Raw genomic sequence first — 18,102 nt, forward strand, 5'->3', positions numbered from 1 at the left:
CTTAGGACTTAAGACTCTGGACTAGAACTTAGTTCATCCCAATACTCCACAGCTCTCCTATAATGTGGAATTACGATACTGCCGCCCACAAGATTGGCGATCATAAAAATTTCGCTCATTTCGTCGCTGTTTACACCCGCGTCGAAACATTTGCCTAAATGGTATTTAATGCAGTCATCACAGCGCAAAACCATTGAGGCTACCAGGCCCAACATTTCTTTTGTTTTAACATCCAGGGCACCGTCAGCATAGGAAGTGGTATCTAAAGCGAAAAAACGTTTGATGTTTGTATTCGCCGTTTCCATGATCCTATCGTTCATTTTTTCACGATAACCATTAAATTCTTCTACTAACTTTCCCATGTATAATAATTATTGAATGAATGATTTTTTGAATGAGAGCATGATATTCATTAATTTACTTAGTCAAGGTTGATTTCTTCCAGCGGGTTCCAGAAAACCTTTTTAAAGTTAAGCACCTTATCATTTTTAACTTCAACGCCTTCCTTTCTTAACAACTCTTCCATTAGCTCAGGAGGTTTAAAATGAAACTTTCCGGTAAGCAGGCCACTACTGTTTACTACCCTATGTGCGGGCACTTGAGGATGGGCTGTTCCGGCATAAAGCATGGCATGCCCGACCATTCTTGATGATTTTGCTGCACCCAAACTTTTCGCAATAGCTCCATAAGAAGTAACCTTTCCCTTCGGAATTAAGCGGGCAATCTCATAAACCTGTTCGTAAAAGTTGGTATCCATTATTCAAAAGAAAATTGAATATAATTAATATTCTTATCGTGTAGCAAGTATTTTTTCTCGTAATAGGTTTTGATCGACAATACCTCATCAACCAGATCTGAAGTATATAAATGATCGGTATTTTTTTGTACAGGTAAACTTAATTCTGCAACCTTTTCGCAGGTATAAGCATACAGTTGGTCGTTATCTGTTTTCAAATTAACATGACCACCTGGTTTTAAAACAAGTTTATACCGGTTTAAGAATGCGGGAAAAGTTAAACGTTTTTTCTCACGGCTATCCTGTGGTTGAGGATCAGGAAAGGTAATCCAGATCTCATCAATTTCTCCTTCGTTAAAGTAATCCAACAAATTTTCAATCTGTATCCTTAAAAAAGCCACATTATCGATCCCGTCTTCAATAGCTGTTTTGGCCCCGCGCCAAATGCGGTTACCTTTATAATCAACACCGATGAAATTCTTATCCGGAAACAACCTTGCCAGATTTACCGAATATTCGCCTTTTCCACATGCCAATTCGAGCACAATGGGGTTCGCATTTTTAAAATGTGCTGAAGCCCAGTTTCCCTTTAAAGCTTTTCCTTGTTCTAATTGATATACGTTTGCAAATGTTTCGATTTCTGCAAAACGCCTAAGTTTATCTTTACCCAAAAGTTTTTTTTCTGCAAAAATACAATTAAATCAATAATCGAAGTTTCTTTTGCCATAAAGATTAATGGCAATCTTGTTTAGGAATCGTATTTTTGCAGCTTATAAAAATTACCGTGGAAAAAAACGCTAAAATATATGTTGCAGGTCATCGTGGAATGGTGGGTTCGGCCATTTACCGTAAACTACAAAAAGAAGGTTACGAAAATATCATCACCAAAACTTCAGATGAACTGGATCTGCGCAACCAGCAGGCCGTTACCGATTTCTTTGCGAATGAAAAGCCAGATTATGTGTTTCTTGCTGCGGCAAAGGTTGGCGGCATTGTAGCCAATAATACATATAGGGCCGATTTTCTCTACGAAAATTTAGCCATACAAAATAACGTGATCCATAATGCTTATGTAACCGGCGTTAAAAAATTAATGTTCCTGGGGTCGAGCTGCATTTACCCTAAAATGGCTCCACAACCTTTAAAAGAAGATTATCTTTTAACCGGAACTTTAGAACACACCAACGAACCTTATGCCATTGCAAAAATTGCAGGGATCAAAATGTGCGATGCCTACCGCGATCAGTATGGCTGCAATTTCATCTCAGTGATGCCAACAAATTTATATGGTTTTAATGACAACTATCATCCTCAAAATTCGCATGTTTTACCAGCTTTGATCCGTAAGGTACATGAGGCAAAAGCGAACAACGAAAAGGAAATTGTTGTTTGGGGGTCCGGATCGCCTATGCGCGAATTTTTGTTTGCAGACGACCTGGCAGATGCCTGTTATTTCCTGATGCAAAACTATAACGAACCGCACTTGATTAACGTGGGTACCGGACAAGATTTAACCATTAAAGACCTTGCTTTATTAATCAAAGATGTACTGGGTTTTGAAGGCGAATTAGTATTCGATGCCACTAAGCCGGATGGAACACCACGCAAGTTGATGGACGTAAGCAAACTCCATAACCTGGGCTGGAAACATAAAATTGAGCTTAAAGAAGGTATTGCCCTGGCTTATCAGGATTTCGAAAGCAGATATTAAGAAATGACTGAATAAGAGAAGAGTTGAATGACAGAATGTTTTAATCCACCCCATTCAATCAATCACTAATTCTCTCATTCATTAATTTTATATAGTTAAAATTTATATCTTTGATAAGATAAATAAATTTCAACTATATGACTTTAGTTCAACTAGAATATATCGTTGCTGTAGATACTTACAGAAGTTTTGTTACCGCTGCTGATAAATGTTTTGTAACGCAACCGACCTTAAGTATGCAGGTGCAAAAACTAGAGGAACTGATCAGCGTTAAAATTTTCGACAGGAGCAAACAACCCGTAAGTCCGACCGAAATTGGCGCCCAGATTATTGCGCAAGCCAGAATTATTTTACAGGAAAGTGGAAAAATAAAAGAACTGATCAGCAGTCAGCAGCAGGATGTTTTAGGAGAATTAAGAATAGGCGTAATCCCAACTGTTGCACCATACCTGCTTCCAGAAGTGATTTCGGCCATGCTGGATAAGTATCCTGAATTAAAACTTTTAATCTGGGAATACACCACCGAAGACATTATTCATCACCTAAAAACAGGAGTACTCGATTGTGGTATTTTAGCCACCCCACTTACCGACCCGAACATTACCGAAATTCCATTATATTACGAAAACTTTGTAAGCTACATCAGCAAAAACAGCAAACTCTATAGAAAGAAGGCCGTTGATGCTGAAGATCTGAACGAAGAAAACATCTGGCTCTTAAACGAAGGCCATTGCATGCGTAATCAGGTATTAAACATTTGCCGCTCCACAAAAAACAACAGATTACAAGGGCTGGAGTATAATACAGGTAGTGTAGAAACCCTGGTGCGTATGGTTGATTTAAATGGAGGTGCAACACTATTGCCTGAGCTTGCTATAACAGAATTAAATGCAAAGCAGATCAATAAGGTTCGTCATTTTAAATCGCCTGAACCTGTACGCGAGATCAGTCTGGTTACACATAAAAACTTCATTAAAAAACGGATGCTTAATGCTTTAAAAGATGAGATTTTAGAAATTATCCCAAAAGCAATGAAGCAAAAAAAGAAAAAGGATGTTGTTGGGATTTAGGCTTTCTTGCGAAGTTTAAATGGGCAGTGCGCAGGAAAAACTTCGCAAGTCTAACCCACGCAATCGTCATGCTGAATTCATTTCAGCATCTTTACCGCTGCATAGACCCTGAAATAAATTACCTTCGGTGAGCTCGCTTAAGGCTCGGTTTACTTCGTAGCTTTTCGCTTCGCTACAGGTCAGGGGTGACGACTATTGATTAAATAGGACCTAAGATGATCTCTGGCATTTGTTAATGACTTAACCGATTACCAAAGCTAGTTTGAAAAAAATACTACTGATTTTGTTTTTCTACCGGAGGTGCAGACAGCAAGCCTTTAATATCACTCTCCACTTCGTCCTCTTCGCCTTTTTTCTTTTTCTTGTTTTTAGCTTTTAAGCCTTTGCCGCTTAAACGCTCCTCTATGATTTTATCATATTCGGTTTGCTGCTCTGGTCTTAAAACATTGCGGATATTCTTTGAGGTCTCATTCTGTAATTTATAGAATTTATCCACATCCTCTTCGCGCGAATTGCCTGTCTGCTGCCTTTTAATTAAATCTGCCTGTTCTTTTGCCTGGTTAAAAGTGAAACTGTAGATAACGCTTTTTTGCGTGCCATTTAGTTTTAACCTTTTGTCAAGATCCTCTACATTCTTTTTTGCAATTTCTGAAGGAGTAGGCACTTTATTTTGCTGTGCACTTACCAATCCATTTACACCAATCACAATTAAGAATAAAATTACAAGCCTTTTCATTTCGAATATTTTATATCTGCGAAGTTACTTAATTATCTTAAAACAAGGAAGTCCCGATTTGCACCGGGACTTCTTTTAAATTTTATGGAAGATTTAGCTTACAAAGCTTTTTTGTAAAGTTCAGCAACTGCATCCCAGTTTACTACATTCCAAATTGCCGCTAAATAATCAGGGCGTTTGTTTTGGTATTTTAAGTAATATGCGTGTTCCCAAACATCAATACCTAAAATTGGTGTACCTTTTACCTCAGCAACATCCATTAAAGGATTGTCTTGGTTTGGAGTAGAAGAAACCTGAAGTTTTTTATCAGCACCTACCGATAACCAGGCCCAACCAGAACCGAAGCGGGTAGCACCAGCTTCTTGTAATTTAGTTTTAAGATCAGCAAAAGAACCAAAAGTTTCGTTAATTGCTTTAGCTAAATCGCCAGTTGGCTCGCCACCTTTATTTGGACCTAAGATATTCCAGAATAATGAGTGGTTATAATGACCACCACCATTATTTCTAACAGCAGCAGGGAATTTTGAAATGTTTTTTACAATTTCCTCGATGCTAGAGCTCGCTTCAGGTTTACCTTCTAACGCTTTATTTAAGTTGGTAACGTAAGCTTGATGGTGTTTATCATGGTGGATTTCCATGGTAGTTTTATCAATATGCGGTTCTAATGCATCGGTTGCGTAATGTAACGCAGGTAATTCAAAAGCCATAATGTTTATGTTTTAAGATTTAAAAATGTTTCTTGTAGCAAATATAACATTAGAACGTTAAGATTTGTTCATGTTATTATCATCAAATCGTTTTCCGGGTTAATGTTGTAATGTTGAAGGTTTTAATATTGGAAGGTTTTTAGAAAAAACTACCATCATCCCGCTTTGCAATAAGGGTGCATGAGAAGGCGGATTGTATCACCATTTATACCTTAAACGCATACAAATGCGGATCTCACTAAGAGGCTATGAACTACATTACCATGGACCATCAACTCAATCTACCTCTTCTTCGCAAAAAATCCCTTCATTAACGCTCCGCACTCCTCTGCCATTACCCCGCCTTTTAGCACGGTTTTAGGATGGAGCAGATTTGCATTTTTGGAGATGAATCCTCTTTTTTCTTCTCGGGCACCATACACAATGCGGCCAATCTGCGTCCAGTAACTTGCACCAGCGCACATTACACAAGGCTCGATAGTTACATATAAGGTACAATCCCTTAAATATTTCCCTCCGATAGTTTGTGCCGCTGAGGTAAAGGCCTGCATTTCTGCATGTGCAGTTACATCGTTAAAGCGTTCGGTTAAATTATAGCCCCGTCCAATAATCCTGTTTTTACTTATCACTATAGCACCTATCGGAATTTCATCTTCAGCTAAAGCTTTTTTTGCTTCTTCCAGAGCCAGTTTCATATAATGAATGTCTTCTTCCTCCGGATCGGTATTTTCGAAATTGTAAAAACTCATGTGGCAAATATAGAGTAATAATGGCCAAAAAGACTTCCGAAGTTTTGGTGGCCATGGGAGTGGTAAACTTCTGAAGTCTAAGCTGAAAATTTGCTTTTGTTTTGGAGCGCAGTGTCAGTGCTAATCGGTTACTTCAGTCCTGCTTTCCATTTCAAGTCCGCACTCGTGCCTCGTTTGCGGGCTTTCCACTACAATCAGGGCTATTTAGCGAAGCCTGTGCTTAATAAGAGAACTTCGCGGTATAAATAGATACTCTATTCTCCCACAGATTGCAGCAGATAAACATCGCAGATTTATATTATTAAAATGATCTGTGTTTCTTATCCTTTTAAATCTGCGGGAAATGCCTCAAAGTTTACATGGGCCAAGGCTCAGGCAAACTTCGGAAGTCGGCTAAACCAGCTTACTTCCATTGGGCACTTTGCTTTGCACCGTAGTTAATACGATATCGCCGTTTTCATCGGCAAAACCGGTAACTAAAAATTCTGACATGAATTTGCCGATCTGTTTTTTTGGAAAGTTAACCACCGCAACAATTTGTTTTCCAGGTAATTCTTCCAATGTATAATGTTTGGTAATCTGTGCACTACTCATTTTAATGCCAAATTCGCCAAAATCTACTTTTACCTTATATGCTGGTCTTCGGGCTTCAGGAAATTCGAAAGCCTCTAAAATGGTTCCTACCCTTAATTCTACTTTTTCGAAATCGCCCCATGTAATCTGTTCCATAAACAATCAATGTATTAATGGCAAAAATATAAATTATTAAATAATTCTCCATTAGCTCCAAAATACAGATTAATTCAATTCAAAAGATTGCATTTAATTCAAACGATTTTATAAAAAATTTGCGTTTTATATTTTTCCAACTATCTTTATGCAACCGTTTGCATAACCAAATATTAAAATTAGATGAAAGCATGTATTTATTAGGAATTGATTTAGGTACCTCATCCATAAAAGTTGCCATTGTTGACGCAACTACACAAAGAAACATAGCTACCGCTCAATATCCGGAGGAGGAAACAGCAATCAAATCTTTACAGTCTGGCTGGGCAGAACAGTCACCTGATGATTGGTGGCAAAATGTTCAACAGGCTATACTGAAATTAAATTCGACAGGTCTTTTTGACCCAAAAGAAATTAAATCCATTGGTATTGCGTACCAAATGCATGGATTGGTTGTTGTAGATAAAAATCAGCAGGTGCTCCGCGATAGTATTATTTGGTGCGATAGCAGAGCAGTTGAACTGGGCAATAGTGCTTTTGAGGCCATTGGGCATGACAAATCCCTGAAACATTTATTAAACTCTCCAGGTAACTTTACGGCATCAAAACTAGCATGGGTAAAAGCAAATGAACCAGACATCTATAACCGCATTGATAAGATAATGCTCCCTGGCGATTTTATCGCCATGAAATTAACGGGAGAAATTACAACAAGTATTTCGGCACTATCTGAAGGCATTTTCTGGGATTTTGAAAACCACGAAATTTCTAAAGATGTAATGGAGTATTATGGCTTTTCGGGCAACCTCATCCCAACCGTAAAACCCTTATTCTCCGAACATGGTTATTTAAAAGCCGATATTGCCCATTCTTTGAACTTACCAACAGGTATTCCGGTTGCCTATAAATCTGGCGATCAGCCGAACAACGCGCTTTCTCTAAATGTATTAAAACCTGGGGAGGTTGCGGCCACAGCAGGAACATCTGGAGTAATTTACGGCGTAAGCGACGGGCTTACTTACGATAAACAATCGAGAGTGAATACTTTTGCGCATGTAACCTATTCAGAAGAAAAAAAGCACACTGGGGTTTTACTTTGTATTAATGGTACCGGCAGCATGTACCGCTGGGCAAAACATAATTTCGCGCCACAGTCTAGTTATGCCGACCTGAATATCCTGGCGTCGAAAGCGCCAATAGGTAGTAATGGCTTAAAAGTACTTCCTTTCGGAAACGGTGCAGAACGGATGTTAAACAACCAATATACAGGCGCACAGTTATTGGGCATAGATTTGAACCTCCACAATCAATCAGATATCTTCAGGGCGATACAAGAAGGGATTGCCTTCTCTTTCCGTTATGGATTGGATATCATGCGGGAAAATGGCATGCAGCCTAAAGTCATCCGGGCCGGAAGAGCCAATCTTTTTTTAAGTGATGTATTTGCACAAACTTTTGTAGATGTTACTGGCATTCCGGTAGAACTTTACGAAAACGACGGCAGTGTAGGCGCAGCATTAGGTGCAGGTATAGGCGCCGGAATTTTTAAAAGCGCAGAAGAAGCTTTTAGCAACCACGAAGTAATTAAGACTTTAATACCACAACATTCAGCTGAATATGAAGCAATCTATCAGGATTGGAAAAAAATATTAGAAAAACAATTAGCAATTGGTTAATGGTTCACAGCCATCGGCTATCAACTATGAACCAACAACCACGAATCAAAAACAAAAAATATGACAAAAGTAGTAACAGGAGCAACTGAATTTTTCAAAGGCATTGACCAGATCAAGTTTGAAGGTCTGGAAAGCGATAATCCATTAGCATTTAGATGGTACGACGCCAACAAAGTAGTAGCAGGCAAAACCATGAATGAGCATTTTAAGTTTGCTTGTGCTTACTGGCATTCATTCAACGGTAATGGTGCCGATCCGTTTGGAGGAGCAACGCATATTTTCCCTTGGGATGAGAAGAAAGATGCTGTAGAAAGGGCAAAAGATAAAATGGATGCGGCCTTTGAATTTATCACCAAAATGCAGATCCCTTATTATTGTTTCCATGATGTAGATGTGGTAGATTATGGCGACGATATCGCCGAAAACGAACGCAGATTACAGGCCCTTGTTGAATATGCAAAGCAAAAACAAGCAGATAGCGGTGTAAAACTATTGTGGGGAACAGCCAATTTATTTAGCCATAAGCGTTACATGAATGGTGCATCTACCAATCCTGATTTTCATGTGCTGGCACACGGAGCTGCCCAGGTTAAAGCAGCTTTAGATGCAACTATTGCTCTTGGTGGAGAAAATTATGTTTTCTGGGGAGGAAGAGAAGGATATATGAGCTTATTGAATACCAACATGAAACGTGAGCAGGAGCACCTGGCTAAATTTTTACACGCCTCTAAAGACTATGCACGCAAACAGGGCTTCAAAGGAACATTCTTTATTGAACCGAAACCATGCGAACCTTCTAAACACCAATATGATTACGACGCGGCAACAGTAAAAGGCTTTTTACAACAATATGATCTGTTGGCTGACTTTAAATTAAATTTAGAAGTAAACCATGCAACGCTGGCAGGTCATACTTTCCAGCATGAATTACAGGTTGCGGTAGATAATGGCCTATTAGGTTCTATTGATGCAAACCGTGGCGATTATCAAAATGGCTGGGATACCGATCAGTTCCCGAACGATATTAACGAACTAACCGAAACCATGTTAATCATTTTAGAAGGTGGTGGCTTACAGGGTGGAGGTGTAAACTTCGACGCGAAAATCCGCCGTAACTCTACTGATCAGAAAGACTTATTCTATGCGCATGTAGGTGGAATGGATATTTTCGCAAGAGCATTAGTTACTGCAGATGCCATTCTTCAAAAATCTGATTACAAAAAAGTAAGGGCCGACCGCTATGCTTCATTTGATAGTGGAAAAGGTGCCGAATTTGAACAGGGCAAACTAAGTTTAGAAGATTTAAGGAATTACGCTGCAGAAAATGGCGAACCAGCGGTACGCAGCGGAAAGCAGGAATATCTTGAAAACCTAATTAACAGATATATTTAAATTCATCTTTATATATGTATTCTCCGTGGTCTGTGGTCTTCACAGATCACGGAGAATACATATTAATTTTTGCAAAATTAAAAATTTCTCAACGCCTTTATGGGCAGGCATTCCATTGCGCTGCAAATTGAAATGACGATATACTTAGCTCGCCTGAGCTCAACAAACTTGAATTTTAGGAAGGTCAAATTAATAAACGTCATTTTAACATTTTTTAATTCAAAAAAAGCGGAGATTAATTTATGATTTTACTACATTTAGATTTCTAAACCAAATAAATTAAATGAAAGTCACAGATTACATTATTTTTCTAGCCTACTTTGCCATTGTAGCAATTTATGGTTTCTGGATTTACCATCGTAAAAAGCAAAAGCAGATGAGCAGCAAGGATTATTTTCTTGCAGAAGGTTCACTTACCTGGTGGGCAATTGGCACATCTTTAATTGCCTCGAACATTAGTGCCGAGCAATTTGTAGCCATGAGCGGCGATGGATTTAAAATGGGATTAGCCATCTCTACTTACGAATGGATGGCTGCTGCAACATTGGTAATTGTTGCTACATTTTTTATTCCCGTATATCTTAAAAATAAGATCTACACCATGCCCCAATTCCTAAGTCAACGTTACAATGGTACTGTAGCCATGATTATGGCTGTGTTTTGGTTGTTATTGTATGTTGTGGTAAACTTAACCTCAATCTTATATCTGGGTGCTTTAGCTGTAAGCAGTATTTCGGGTATTGGCTTTTGGTATTGTATGATGGGATTAGCCATTTTCTCGGTAATTATAGCATTAGGTGGTATGAAAGTAATTGGTTACACGGATGTAATCCAGGTAGCATTTTTAATTTTCGGCGGTTTAGCAACTACTTATTTAGCACTTAATTTAGTAAGTGATCATTTTGGTGGCCACGGCGTATTAGATGGTTTAGCGTTCTTAAGAGAAAAAGCACCAGACCACTTCCACATGATATTTAAGAAAGACAGTGCGAATTATGCTTCATTACCTGGCATGACGGTATTGCTTGGTGGGATGTGGATTGTAAACTTAAACTATTGGGGTTGTAACCAGTACATCACCCAGCGTGCTTTAGGTGCTGATCTGAAAACAGCCAGAGCAGGTATTTTATTTGCGGCTTTTTTAAAACTGCTAATGCCACTAATTGTGGTGTTGCCAGGTATTGCAGTATATATGTTATACCAGGAAAAAACAGGTATTGATGTAAATTCAATGATGCCTGGCGGAGAGCTTCGCCCAGATAGAGCTTATCCTACTTTATTGAGTATTTTACCAACAGGATTAAAAGGTTTATCTTTTGCCGCTTTAACTGCAGCAATTGTTGCCTCATTAGCTGGTAAAATTAATAGTATCTCTACTATTTTTACTTTAGATATTTTTAAGAAACACATTAATAAGGAAGCCAGTGAGAAAAAACTGGTAAGTACCGGACGCGTAGTTGTAATTATTGCAATGGCTATCGCAATCGCTATTTCTCCCTTCTTAGGTATCGATAAAAAAGGTGGTTTCGAATTTATTCAGGAGTATACAGGTTTTGTAAGTCCAGGTATTTTTGCCATGTTTATATTGGGATTCTTCTGGAAAAAAACCACTTCAAATGCAGCCTTATTTGCTACTATAGGTGGGTTTGGTTTATCGGTATTGTTAAAATTCTTACCAGGAATGATGGATTTGTCTTTCCTTCACGATTTTGGATTCTCGGTAGCCAATGCAGATGGAATCTACGAAATACCTTTCTTAGATAGAATGGGAATTGTATTTGTAGTCTGTATTGTGGTAATGTTTGCCATCAGTATGTTCGAAAACAGCAAAGGTGATAAATCTAATGGTTTAGAAGTAGATTCGAGCATGTTCAAAGTTCATCCTTCTTTTGCCGTTGGATCGATACTTGTGTTCGGAATTTTAATTGCGCTTTACTCGACTTTCTGGTAAAATTAAATCAAGAATATGCAAAAGGCTCGCAATGAAAGTTGCGAGCCTTTTTTTGTACGTCTACTTGCTGGTTGTCCTCAACAACCATCTTAACTACAATCTATTTCAGTGATGGTAACATATATGGATAAATTATAACTGCCTATAGATTAAAAAGAGTTTGTGACTTGTTTAGAGGTATTATGTTTAAACTCGATTTCTTCGTTAACCTTAGAGATACTCTGCGCAACGTTAAACAGGCTAGCCTCAAGAAGCACCTTAACACCAATTATTCCGGTCGTTAACACACCAACCGACAGATAAAATTCTGCTTCAGGAAATGACTAGAATTAGACCAGTAAATTAGTCTTGGGCACCAGGTAAAGAAATGAATTATTGTGCGCAAGGTCCATCAGGAATTTCTTTACTAATTTTAAGCACTTTCATTACCACTAAAGTAGAATCAAAATCACTGGAAACTATACCGGTATCAGATTTCGCAAAATAACCTTCCAACTCTACGTATACCGGCTCGTATGGTTTTTCGAAGCCTAAATTGCTATAAGAAAGCTCTAAATTTTTTACACTGTCTTTAACCCAATATTCACGCCCGTCTTCGCATAAAGTAAAGGATTTAACTTCAGGACCAAAACTATACAAACCTTTAACGGTTTTCAGATTACTTTTTTCTCCTTCGGCTTTATCGTTCCTACAAGCTGTAACGGCTACGCCAAGGAGCACAACGAGTACAATTGCTTGCTTAAATAACTTCATTTTATATAGTTTGATTAATTTGATCTATCTTTTTAACACTTAAATTGGATGACAAAGCAGATGCCAAAAATGAGAAGATACCTACCGTAACAAAAACTAAAACAAAATCTTTCCATTTTAGCGCAATCGGATAAGAACTTACCAGTGTTTTGTTTACTTCATCGCCCATTTTAATTAAACCATAGGTATGCTGAAAATAGTAAAATATCACACCTATAATTAAACCCAATACGCAGCCAGACATGGTGATCATCATGCCTTCAAATAAAAATATACGTTTGATTAAATTCTTGCCTGCGCCTAAACTGCTCAGAATGGCAACATCCTTTACCTTATCAATTACTAACATGGTTAACGACCCTATGATATTAAATATAGCAATAATCAGGATAAAAGTAAGAATAATATATACTGCCCATTTTTCGGTATTTAAAATGTGGTAGAGTGATTTATTTTGTTCAGCCTGATTTCTGACTTCATAATCTTTACCAGCCTTTTCGATTATTTCCTTTTTAAAATCGTCTACGTCGATACCTGGCTGGAGATTGATCTCAATAGCAGACACATTTTGATCTTCTCCGAGCAGTTCGCGGGCAAAATTGAGAGGAACGATAATACCATTGTCGAAATCTTGCTGCACCTCAAAAACGCCGCTCACCCGGATATTCTTTACCACAAAATCGTCGGCCGGATTTATGGTATTTGCTGCGATATCTTTCTTTGGCGAATAAATTTCCAGCTCTGTAAATGGATCAACAGTATTTACTGCCAGATAACTTTGTAAAGCAGAACCAATTACCGCATTATCGCCGCTCCTGTTGTGTAATATAAAATGGCCTTCTTTAATGGTACTATCTAATTTACTGTTCTTCAAATAGTCTGAACTTACCCCTTTAACCATTCCAACAGCTTGCTTGTTGTTGTATTTTAGTAAAGCATTTTCTTGCAGCACCTCAGTAAAAGCGGCAACATCTTTATTTTTTCTGAGCTGATTAAAATAGCTTGTATTTGGATCAAAGGTTTTCCCCTTAGCTGGTGTAATGGCAATTTGTGGGGTAATGGTATCGAACATATTCAATACCACTGTTTCTAAACCGTTAAATACCGAAAGGATAATAATCAAAGCAGCGCTACCAACCATTACACCTACCATAGATATGCCCGATATCAGGTTAATGGCATTGGTTGATTTCTTGGCAAAAAGATACCTTTTAGCAATATAAAACGATGTATTCACGCTGGCAAAGATAGGTAAAATGTAAGATGGCAGTGATGTAAGATGGAATATTTAAGATGGGTATTACATCATCCCTCTTCCATTGTACATCTTCCATCAAAAAAACGGATTGTTTTGTTTTTCAAAACCAATGCTGGTAGCTGGTCCGTGGCCAGGATAAACTTTGGTTTCATCAGGTAATACAAAAAGTTTATCGGAAATGTTTTGGATTAATTGCTGATGGTTGCCTCCTGGAAGATCGGTACGGCCAATACTGCCATAAAAAAGCACATCTCCACCAATTAATATATCATCAGCAGCACTGTAAAAACAAAGATGTGCAGGAGAATGCCCGGGAGCAAAAATTAATGTCAATTTGCTATTGCCAAAAGAAATCGTTCCTGTTTCTGGCAAAAAGGTATCTGGCAAAGGGGATACTTCATATCGGGTAAAACCCATTGATGGTGCATAACCGGGAACGGCATTTAAAACTGGCAATTCGCCCTGATGAAACTGTGGTTTTAAGCCATAGGTATCGAACACAAATTTATTGCCGAAAACATGATCGAGATGACAATGTGTATTGAGTAACAAAACAGGTTTTAAGCCTTCGTGTTTGATGAAAGCTGCCAATTCATTTTGCTCAAAACTTTCGTACATGCCCGGATCGATAATGACACATTCTTTGGTTTCATCGTAAAGCACGTAGGTATTTTCACTATAAGCGTTAAAGGTGAAGGTTTTTATTGTAATCATAAATTTTAGAAAAACCTGCTTTCAAGGGCAGGATAACAAATAATAAATTAATTTTTCCACCTAAAGGTAGAAATCAGGGTATCGATATCCTTTTTAATAAATTTAACAACAGGCTCAATGGAATCGTATTGTGGGCGTTCATTAAAATATAAAGCTCCTCTAAAATAATGCCTGGCACTATCGGTTAAAAAAAACTGGACGGAAGAAGCCGTATTCCCTTCAATGGCGTAATAAATACCATAAACTTTGTGATCAGGAAAATTGATGATTTTTTGATCAATTGCGCTTGCTTTTATCGTATGTTTAAAGGCAAGTTTTCGTGCATCTTCTACCATTTCGTCATATTCGACTTTACCTGAAACATCGTAATAGGTTAAATGCAAAAAGCCATTAAACTGTTTAAAGTGTAAATTGTACCAGTTTTTTTGGGCATCACGGCTTTGATCCTGCTCTACCGCAGCATAAGTAGGGTATTTGAACGTAAAGGGAACAGGTTTGGTAAATGTGATGTAGTCCTTTTTAGGAAAAATAATCCTGAAATAGGCTTTTGGCTTCGGACTATAATCATGGTTCTGACAAGCTGTTATGAATAAAAGCAGTACAAATGGAACACAGATCAGTTGTTTAAGTTTCATAGCATTTTATCGAAGATTGTTTCCCCCGAAAAGTTGGGGCAGGCTGTCGTTCCTGCTGCAAAACGGTAAGTTAAATTATTTATTCCAGATTGCCCAGGCTTTTTCTGCTTGTTTGTACAGCATTTCCAAACCATTTTTAATTGCGGCACCACGTTCGGCAGCTTTAGCCAAAAATGCGGTCTCCAGTGGATTGTAAACTAAATCGTAAGCTAAAAACCCAGGTCCAAGCAAACTGTAATCAATTTCTGGAAAGGTATCTACATTTGGCGACATTCCGAGTGGGGTGGTATTGATCAATAACTGGTGTGAAGCTAAAATCTCTGCTGTAATTTCTGAATATAGAATAGCATCAGGAACAGCTGTCCGGACCACAACCTGATATTGGATATTTAACTTTTCTAAAACATATTTTACAGCTTTAGCCGCGCCACCATCGCCAAAAACAAGTGCTTTTGTATGTTGCGGCTTTAACAATGGCTTTAGCGATTCTTCAAAGCCATACGCATCGGTATTATAACCTTTTAAATAGGTTGCGCCTTCAAAGGTTTTGATTGAAATACAATTTACAGCACCAATTTTTTCTGCAGCTTCATCTACTTCATTTAAATAGCATAGCACATTAACTTTATGTGGAATAGTTACATTAAGGCCACATAATGATGGGTTTTCACTCAGCAGATCGGGCAGTGATTTAATATCGGCGATGGGAAAAAGCTCGTATTGATGATCGGCTATGCCCTCATTTTGAAACTTTTCTGTGAAATATTTTTTCGAGAAAGAATGAGAAAGTGGGTACCCGATTAAGCCGTATGTTTTCATATTGATATAATAAGCAAACCTTACAGGTTTTTGAAATCTGTAAGGTTTATTTAACTATGCGCTTAGCAATGACGATTTTGTCTTTATTTTACCTGGTTCAGGAAAAAGTCGAAAGTGTCTCCACGTAATCCTAAACGAATGGTTTCTAAAGGAATTACTTCTGCCGGGGCAATATTACCAAGGTTTACGTTGCTACCAATTAATTTAATAAACCAAACCTGCTGTTCTTTTTGAGGGGCTTCCCAAATAATGGTTTCTTCAGGAATCTGGGTTAAAATTTCATCAACCAATCCTTCCCTAACTTCGCCGCTTCCACGGTAAATACCTACATTACCACCTTCTCGGGCTTCGGCAATTACTTTCCACGAACCTGCCTCAATTTCAGCCTTCATTAATTTAATCCACTTATATGGCGCAAATATCTTAGCGGCATCTTTACTGCCTACTTCGGAAATAACAGTTACCTGTTTAGACAGTTCGCGGATAAACTCACATTTTTTATCGTGCTCAATTTCGATAGAACCATCAGAAACTTCTGCATATTCCATCCCGTATTGATCTAAAACACGTTGATAATCTGAAAACTGGTTACGGATAATAAAGGCTTCAAATAATGTTCCACCGAAATAGGTAGGAATGCCTGCACTTTTATATAAAGCTAATTTTTCTTTAAGCTTCGGTGTTACGTGTGATGTTGCCCAACCTAATTTTACGATATCTGTATGTACGCCGGCAACTTCAATAAAATCTTCAACCTGGCGCAGGCTCAATCCCTTATCCATAACCATTGTTAAGCCTTTTTGGCGTGGTTTAGCTGGACGTTCGGGAACGTTTAATAATGGATAATTCATATGCGTACAAAAGTGAAAAAAATTTTGAGATTTATTTGTTAAATTTTTCCCACAAGGTCGTTACCTTATATATCTGTTTATAACGGTCAAAATGGCACTATTATCCTGCAATTGCGGTAAATATTCAAATAGAATATAGTGTTTTTCCGGGTCGGTTGTTAAAGCCGTTTCCAAATATCCCAGTGCATCGCTATAATTCCCCTGGGCAAAAAGATAGGCTACCATTCGGTAATACAGTTCTGCTGCTTCCGGATTATTCTTAATCGCCTCGGCCATTGTTTCCGATGCTTCCAGTAATTTTCCCTGCTCGTAAAGCACGGTACTAAAATCTAACCAGGCTTCAATATCCAGGGGATTATACTCCAATACCTTTTCGTACGCTTCGATCGATTCATCAATCTGACCTAATTTATAATAAGCATCGGCCATAGCAAACCAGAAATCAGGGTTCTCGGCCTCTAAATCGATCGCCTTTTTATAAAAGTGCAACGATTCGAAATAACGTTCTTCAAAATTCAGTGTAACACCAATCCCAAACCAGGCATCTGCCATTTTAGGATCCATTTTTACCGACTTTTTATAATAAGAACGGGCTTCGTCCATTTTTTCCAGTTTCTCGCAACATTCGCCAATAGCACAATAAGTGTCGGCATTAGGCTGTTCGTATTCGAAAGTCTGTTTATAAACCTCTATCGCCTCATCGTATTTATCCAGCTGTACAAGCGCATTTCCTTTGTTAAAATAAGCAGAACTGAAATCTTCTTTGATTAATATTGCATAATCATAAGCGTCAATCGCTTTTTCGAAAAGGTTCAACTTGTGGAAACTATTGCCCAAATTGTACCAGGCGGCATAAGAATATGGATCGGTATCGATGTATTGCTGGTAAAACTTAATACTTTCTTCTTGTTTATCTAATACATCATAACAGAAAGCCAGCTCATATAAACCATCCTGATTCTCCATATTCTGCTCTAAACTAAGCTTAATATAGGTAATGGCGCTTTCATAATCACTCATGCTCTGGTAAACATAAGCCATCTGTAATAAAATCTCATCCGTACTCTCGGCCAGTCCCAAAGCTTTTTCATAATTTTCCAAAGCCTCGTCAAAACGTTCGGTATTTTGGAAAATATTACCGCGAAGCAAATAAATATCTGGTTCAGACGGTTCTAAAAGCTCGGCCTTTTGCAAGGCAATAAAAGCATTTTCGTTGTTATTGGTTAGGATGTAAAGATGAGCCTGTTTAATTAAAAATACTGTTGCATAGGGGTGTTGACTGATTGCAAAATCAACTACCTGCAAAGCTTTGACCGGATCATTTTTCTCAATGTAGAAATCTACAATGTATTCGAAAGCCCCTGCATCGAAGAAATACTGATCCTGGTTCCGGAGCATTTCTTCGTAACGTTCAACCGAGCGTTGTGCATCTTCGTTGGATTCAAAAAAGAATTCTTCTTCCATATATTATACTATTAAAGAACCGTGCCAATTAGCAGAAAAACACATGATAAGTTTACCAATTTTAATTATCCGTTTTTAAAATAATTATTAACATAAACCTGTTAAAACAGCGTAAATAGCTGACTATAAAGCGTATTAACTGTGATTAAGA

At 38.0% G+C, this 18,102-nt stretch carries 19 protein-coding genes; 5 read left to right on the forward strand and 14 right to left on the reverse strand.

Annotated features, from left to right (window positions below):
• Positions 1 to 8: 8 nt before the first annotated feature.
• The 3 genes from IM793_RS00365 to trmB are packed head-to-tail and all read right to left on the reverse strand — an operon-like array spanning position 9 to position 1,407.
• Positions 9 to 362, reverse strand: coding sequence for a carboxymuconolactone decarboxylase family protein (locus IM793_RS00365; protein ID WP_193419224.1), 354 nt, complete (start codon positions 360 to 362; stop codon positions 9 to 11).
• Between the two features lie 59 nt (positions 363 to 421).
• Positions 422 to 757, reverse strand: a complete 336-nt coding sequence (locus tag IM793_RS00370) for an MGMT family protein (protein WP_193419225.1) — start codon at positions 755 to 757, stop codon at positions 422 to 424.
• A complete protein-coding gene (gene trmB, locus IM793_RS00375) occupies positions 757 to 1,407 on the reverse strand; it encodes a tRNA (guanosine(46)-N7)-methyltransferase TrmB (RefSeq protein WP_132395488.1) in 651 nt (216 codons plus the stop codon). Before trmB ends, IM793_RS00370 begins: the two co-directional genes overlap by 1 nt.
• A gap of 113 nt (positions 1,408 to 1,520) precedes the next feature.
• On the opposite strand from trmB, the gene IM793_RS00380 reads away from it, so the two are divergent.
• Both IM793_RS00380 and IM793_RS00385 read left to right on the forward strand, forming a co-directional pair.
• On the forward strand, positions 1,521 to 2,447 hold the full coding sequence (locus tag IM793_RS00380; RefSeq protein WP_121285820.1) for a GDP-L-fucose synthase: 927 nt from the start codon (positions 1,521 to 1,523) through the stop codon (positions 2,445 to 2,447).
• A 137-nt stretch (positions 2,448 to 2,584) separates the two neighbouring features.
• Positions 2,585 to 3,517 (forward strand): hydrogen peroxide-inducible genes activator, encoded by a 933-nt coding sequence (locus tag IM793_RS00385; protein ID WP_121285817.1) that lies wholly within the window; start codon positions 2,585 to 2,587, stop codon positions 3,515 to 3,517.
• A 274-nt stretch (positions 3,518 to 3,791) separates the two neighbouring features.
• On the opposite strand, the gene IM793_RS00390 is transcribed toward IM793_RS00385, so the two are convergent.
• From IM793_RS00390 to IM793_RS00405, 4 genes are all read right to left on the reverse strand, one after another.
• Complete coding sequence (locus tag IM793_RS00390; RefSeq protein WP_193419226.1) at positions 3,792 to 4,253, reverse strand: hypothetical protein; 462 nt, start codon at positions 4,251 to 4,253, stop codon at positions 3,792 to 3,794.
• 98 nt (positions 4,254 to 4,351) lie between these two features.
• A complete protein-coding gene (locus IM793_RS00395) occupies positions 4,352 to 4,960 on the reverse strand; it encodes a superoxide dismutase (RefSeq protein WP_121285811.1) in 609 nt (202 codons plus the stop codon).
• A 281-nt stretch (positions 4,961 to 5,241) separates the two neighbouring features.
• Positions 5,242 to 5,709 carry a nucleoside deaminase gene (locus IM793_RS00400; protein WP_193419227.1) on the reverse strand — a complete coding sequence of 156 codons (468 nt, stop codon included), beginning with the start codon at positions 5,707 to 5,709 and terminating at the stop codon, positions 5,242 to 5,244.
• A gap of 393 nt (positions 5,710 to 6,102) precedes the next feature.
• Positions 6,103 to 6,438 (reverse strand): tRNA-binding protein, encoded by a 336-nt coding sequence (locus IM793_RS00405; RefSeq protein ID WP_193419228.1) that lies wholly within the window; start codon positions 6,436 to 6,438, stop codon positions 6,103 to 6,105.
• A 191-nt stretch (positions 6,439 to 6,629) separates the two neighbouring features.
• Here IM793_RS00405 and IM793_RS00410 point away from each other — a divergent pair, with 191 nt between their 5' ends.
• The 3 genes from IM793_RS00410 to IM793_RS00420 all read left to right on the forward strand — a co-directional run bounded on the left by IM793_RS00410 (position 6,630) and on the right by IM793_RS00420 (position 11,457).
• Positions 6,630 to 8,114, forward strand: a complete 1,485-nt coding sequence (locus IM793_RS00410; RefSeq protein WP_193419229.1) for a xylulokinase — start codon at positions 6,630 to 6,632, stop codon at positions 8,112 to 8,114.
• Positions 8,115 to 8,174: 60 nt separating this feature from the next.
• A complete protein-coding gene (gene xylA, locus IM793_RS00415) occupies positions 8,175 to 9,506 on the forward strand; it encodes a xylose isomerase (protein ID WP_193419230.1) in 1,332 nt (443 codons plus the stop codon).
• Positions 9,507 to 9,789: 283 nt separating this feature from the next.
• Positions 9,790 to 11,457 (forward strand): sodium/sugar symporter, encoded by a 1,668-nt coding sequence (locus tag IM793_RS00420; RefSeq protein ID WP_132395496.1) that lies wholly within the window; start codon positions 9,790 to 9,792, stop codon positions 11,455 to 11,457.
• Between the two features lie 372 nt (positions 11,458 to 11,829).
• Here IM793_RS00420 and IM793_RS00425 read toward each other — a convergent pair whose 3' ends face one another.
• From IM793_RS00425 to IM793_RS00455, 7 genes are all read right to left on the reverse strand, one after another.
• Positions 11,830 to 12,210, reverse strand: coding sequence for a hypothetical protein (locus tag IM793_RS00425; protein WP_121285797.1), 381 nt, complete (start codon positions 12,208 to 12,210; stop codon positions 11,830 to 11,832).
• A 1-nt stretch (position 12,211) separates the two neighbouring features.
• On the reverse strand, positions 12,212 to 13,447 hold the full coding sequence (locus IM793_RS00430; protein ID WP_193419231.1) for an ABC transporter permease: 1,236 nt from the start codon (positions 13,445 to 13,447) through the stop codon (positions 12,212 to 12,214).
• Between the two features lie 96 nt (positions 13,448 to 13,543).
• Positions 13,544 to 14,182, reverse strand: a complete 639-nt coding sequence (locus IM793_RS00435; protein WP_193419232.1) for an MBL fold metallo-hydrolase — start codon at positions 14,180 to 14,182, stop codon at positions 13,544 to 13,546.
• 47 nt (positions 14,183 to 14,229) lie between these two features.
• Positions 14,230 to 14,817, reverse strand: a complete 588-nt coding sequence (locus IM793_RS00440; protein WP_132395499.1) for a gliding motility lipoprotein GldD — start codon at positions 14,815 to 14,817, stop codon at positions 14,230 to 14,232.
• 75 nt (positions 14,818 to 14,892) lie between these two features.
• The gene (locus IM793_RS00445; protein ID WP_193419233.1) at positions 14,893 to 15,636 is read right to left on the reverse strand and encodes a shikimate dehydrogenase; all 744 of its coding nucleotides are present in this window, start codon (positions 15,634 to 15,636) and stop codon (positions 14,893 to 14,895) included.
• 83 nt (positions 15,637 to 15,719) lie between these two features.
• Positions 15,720 to 16,487, reverse strand: a complete 768-nt coding sequence (locus IM793_RS00450; protein ID WP_121285787.1) for a phosphosulfolactate synthase — start codon at positions 16,485 to 16,487, stop codon at positions 15,720 to 15,722.
• Positions 16,488 to 16,547: 60 nt separating this feature from the next.
• Positions 16,548 to 17,951 carry a tetratricopeptide repeat protein gene (locus IM793_RS00455; protein WP_193419234.1) on the reverse strand — a complete coding sequence of 468 codons (1,404 nt, stop codon included), beginning with the start codon at positions 17,949 to 17,951 and terminating at the stop codon, positions 16,548 to 16,550.
• Positions 17,952 to 18,102: the final 151 nt, after the last annotated feature.

The sequence above is a fragment of the Pedobacter sp. MR2016-19 genome (assembly GCF_014947265.1).
Lineage (GTDB): Bacteria > Bacteroidota > Bacteroidia > Sphingobacteriales > Sphingobacteriaceae > Pedobacter.

Excerpts from the sequence above, each read along its gene's own strand:
- IM793_RS00365 (WP_193419224.1), bottom strand. The coding sequence starts at position 362 with ATGGGAAAGTTAGTAGAAGAATTTAATGGTTATCGTGAAAAAATGAAC.
- IM793_RS00370 (WP_193419225.1), bottom strand. The coding sequence starts at position 757 with ATGGATACCAACTTTTACGAACAGGTTTATGAGATTGCCCGCTTAATT.
- IM793_RS00385 (WP_121285817.1), top strand. The coding sequence starts at position 2,585 with ATGACTTTAGTTCAACTAGAATATATCGTTGCTGTAGATACTTACAGA.
- IM793_RS00390 (WP_193419226.1), bottom strand. The coding sequence starts at position 4,253 with ATGAAAAGGCTTGTAATTTTATTCTTAATTGTGATTGGTGTAAATGGA.
- IM793_RS00395 (WP_121285811.1), bottom strand. The coding sequence starts at position 4,960 with ATGGCTTTTGAATTACCTGCGTTACATTACGCAACCGATGCATTAGAA.
- IM793_RS00400 (WP_193419227.1), bottom strand. The coding sequence starts at position 5,709 with ATGAGTTTTTACAATTTCGAAAATACCGATCCGGAGGAAGAAGACATT.
- IM793_RS00405 (WP_193419228.1), bottom strand. The coding sequence starts at position 6,438 with ATGGAACAGATTACATGGGGCGATTTCGAAAAAGTAGAATTAAGGGTA.
- IM793_RS00410 (WP_193419229.1), top strand. The coding sequence starts at position 6,630 with ATGTATTTATTAGGAATTGATTTAGGTACCTCATCCATAAAAGTTGCC.
- xylA (WP_193419230.1), top strand. The coding sequence starts at position 8,175 with ATGACAAAAGTAGTAACAGGAGCAACTGAATTTTTCAAAGGCATTGAC.
- IM793_RS00420 (WP_132395496.1), top strand. The coding sequence starts at position 9,790 with ATGAAAGTCACAGATTACATTATTTTTCTAGCCTACTTTGCCATTGTA.
- IM793_RS00425 (WP_121285797.1), bottom strand. The coding sequence starts at position 12,210 with ATGAAGTTATTTAAGCAAGCAATTGTACTCGTTGTGCTCCTTGGCGTA.
- IM793_RS00435 (WP_193419232.1), bottom strand. The coding sequence starts at position 14,182 with ATGATTACAATAAAAACCTTCACCTTTAACGCTTATAGTGAAAATACC.
- IM793_RS00440 (WP_132395499.1), bottom strand. The coding sequence starts at position 14,817 with ATGAAACTTAAACAACTGATCTGTGTTCCATTTGTACTGCTTTTATTC.
- IM793_RS00445 (WP_193419233.1), bottom strand. The coding sequence starts at position 15,636 with ATGAAAACATACGGCTTAATCGGGTACCCACTTTCTCATTCTTTCTCG.
- IM793_RS00450 (WP_121285787.1), bottom strand. The coding sequence starts at position 16,487 with ATGAATTATCCATTATTAAACGTTCCCGAACGTCCAGCTAAACCACGC.
- IM793_RS00455 (WP_193419234.1), bottom strand. The coding sequence starts at position 17,951 with ATGGAAGAAGAATTCTTTTTTGAATCCAACGAAGATGCACAACGCTCG.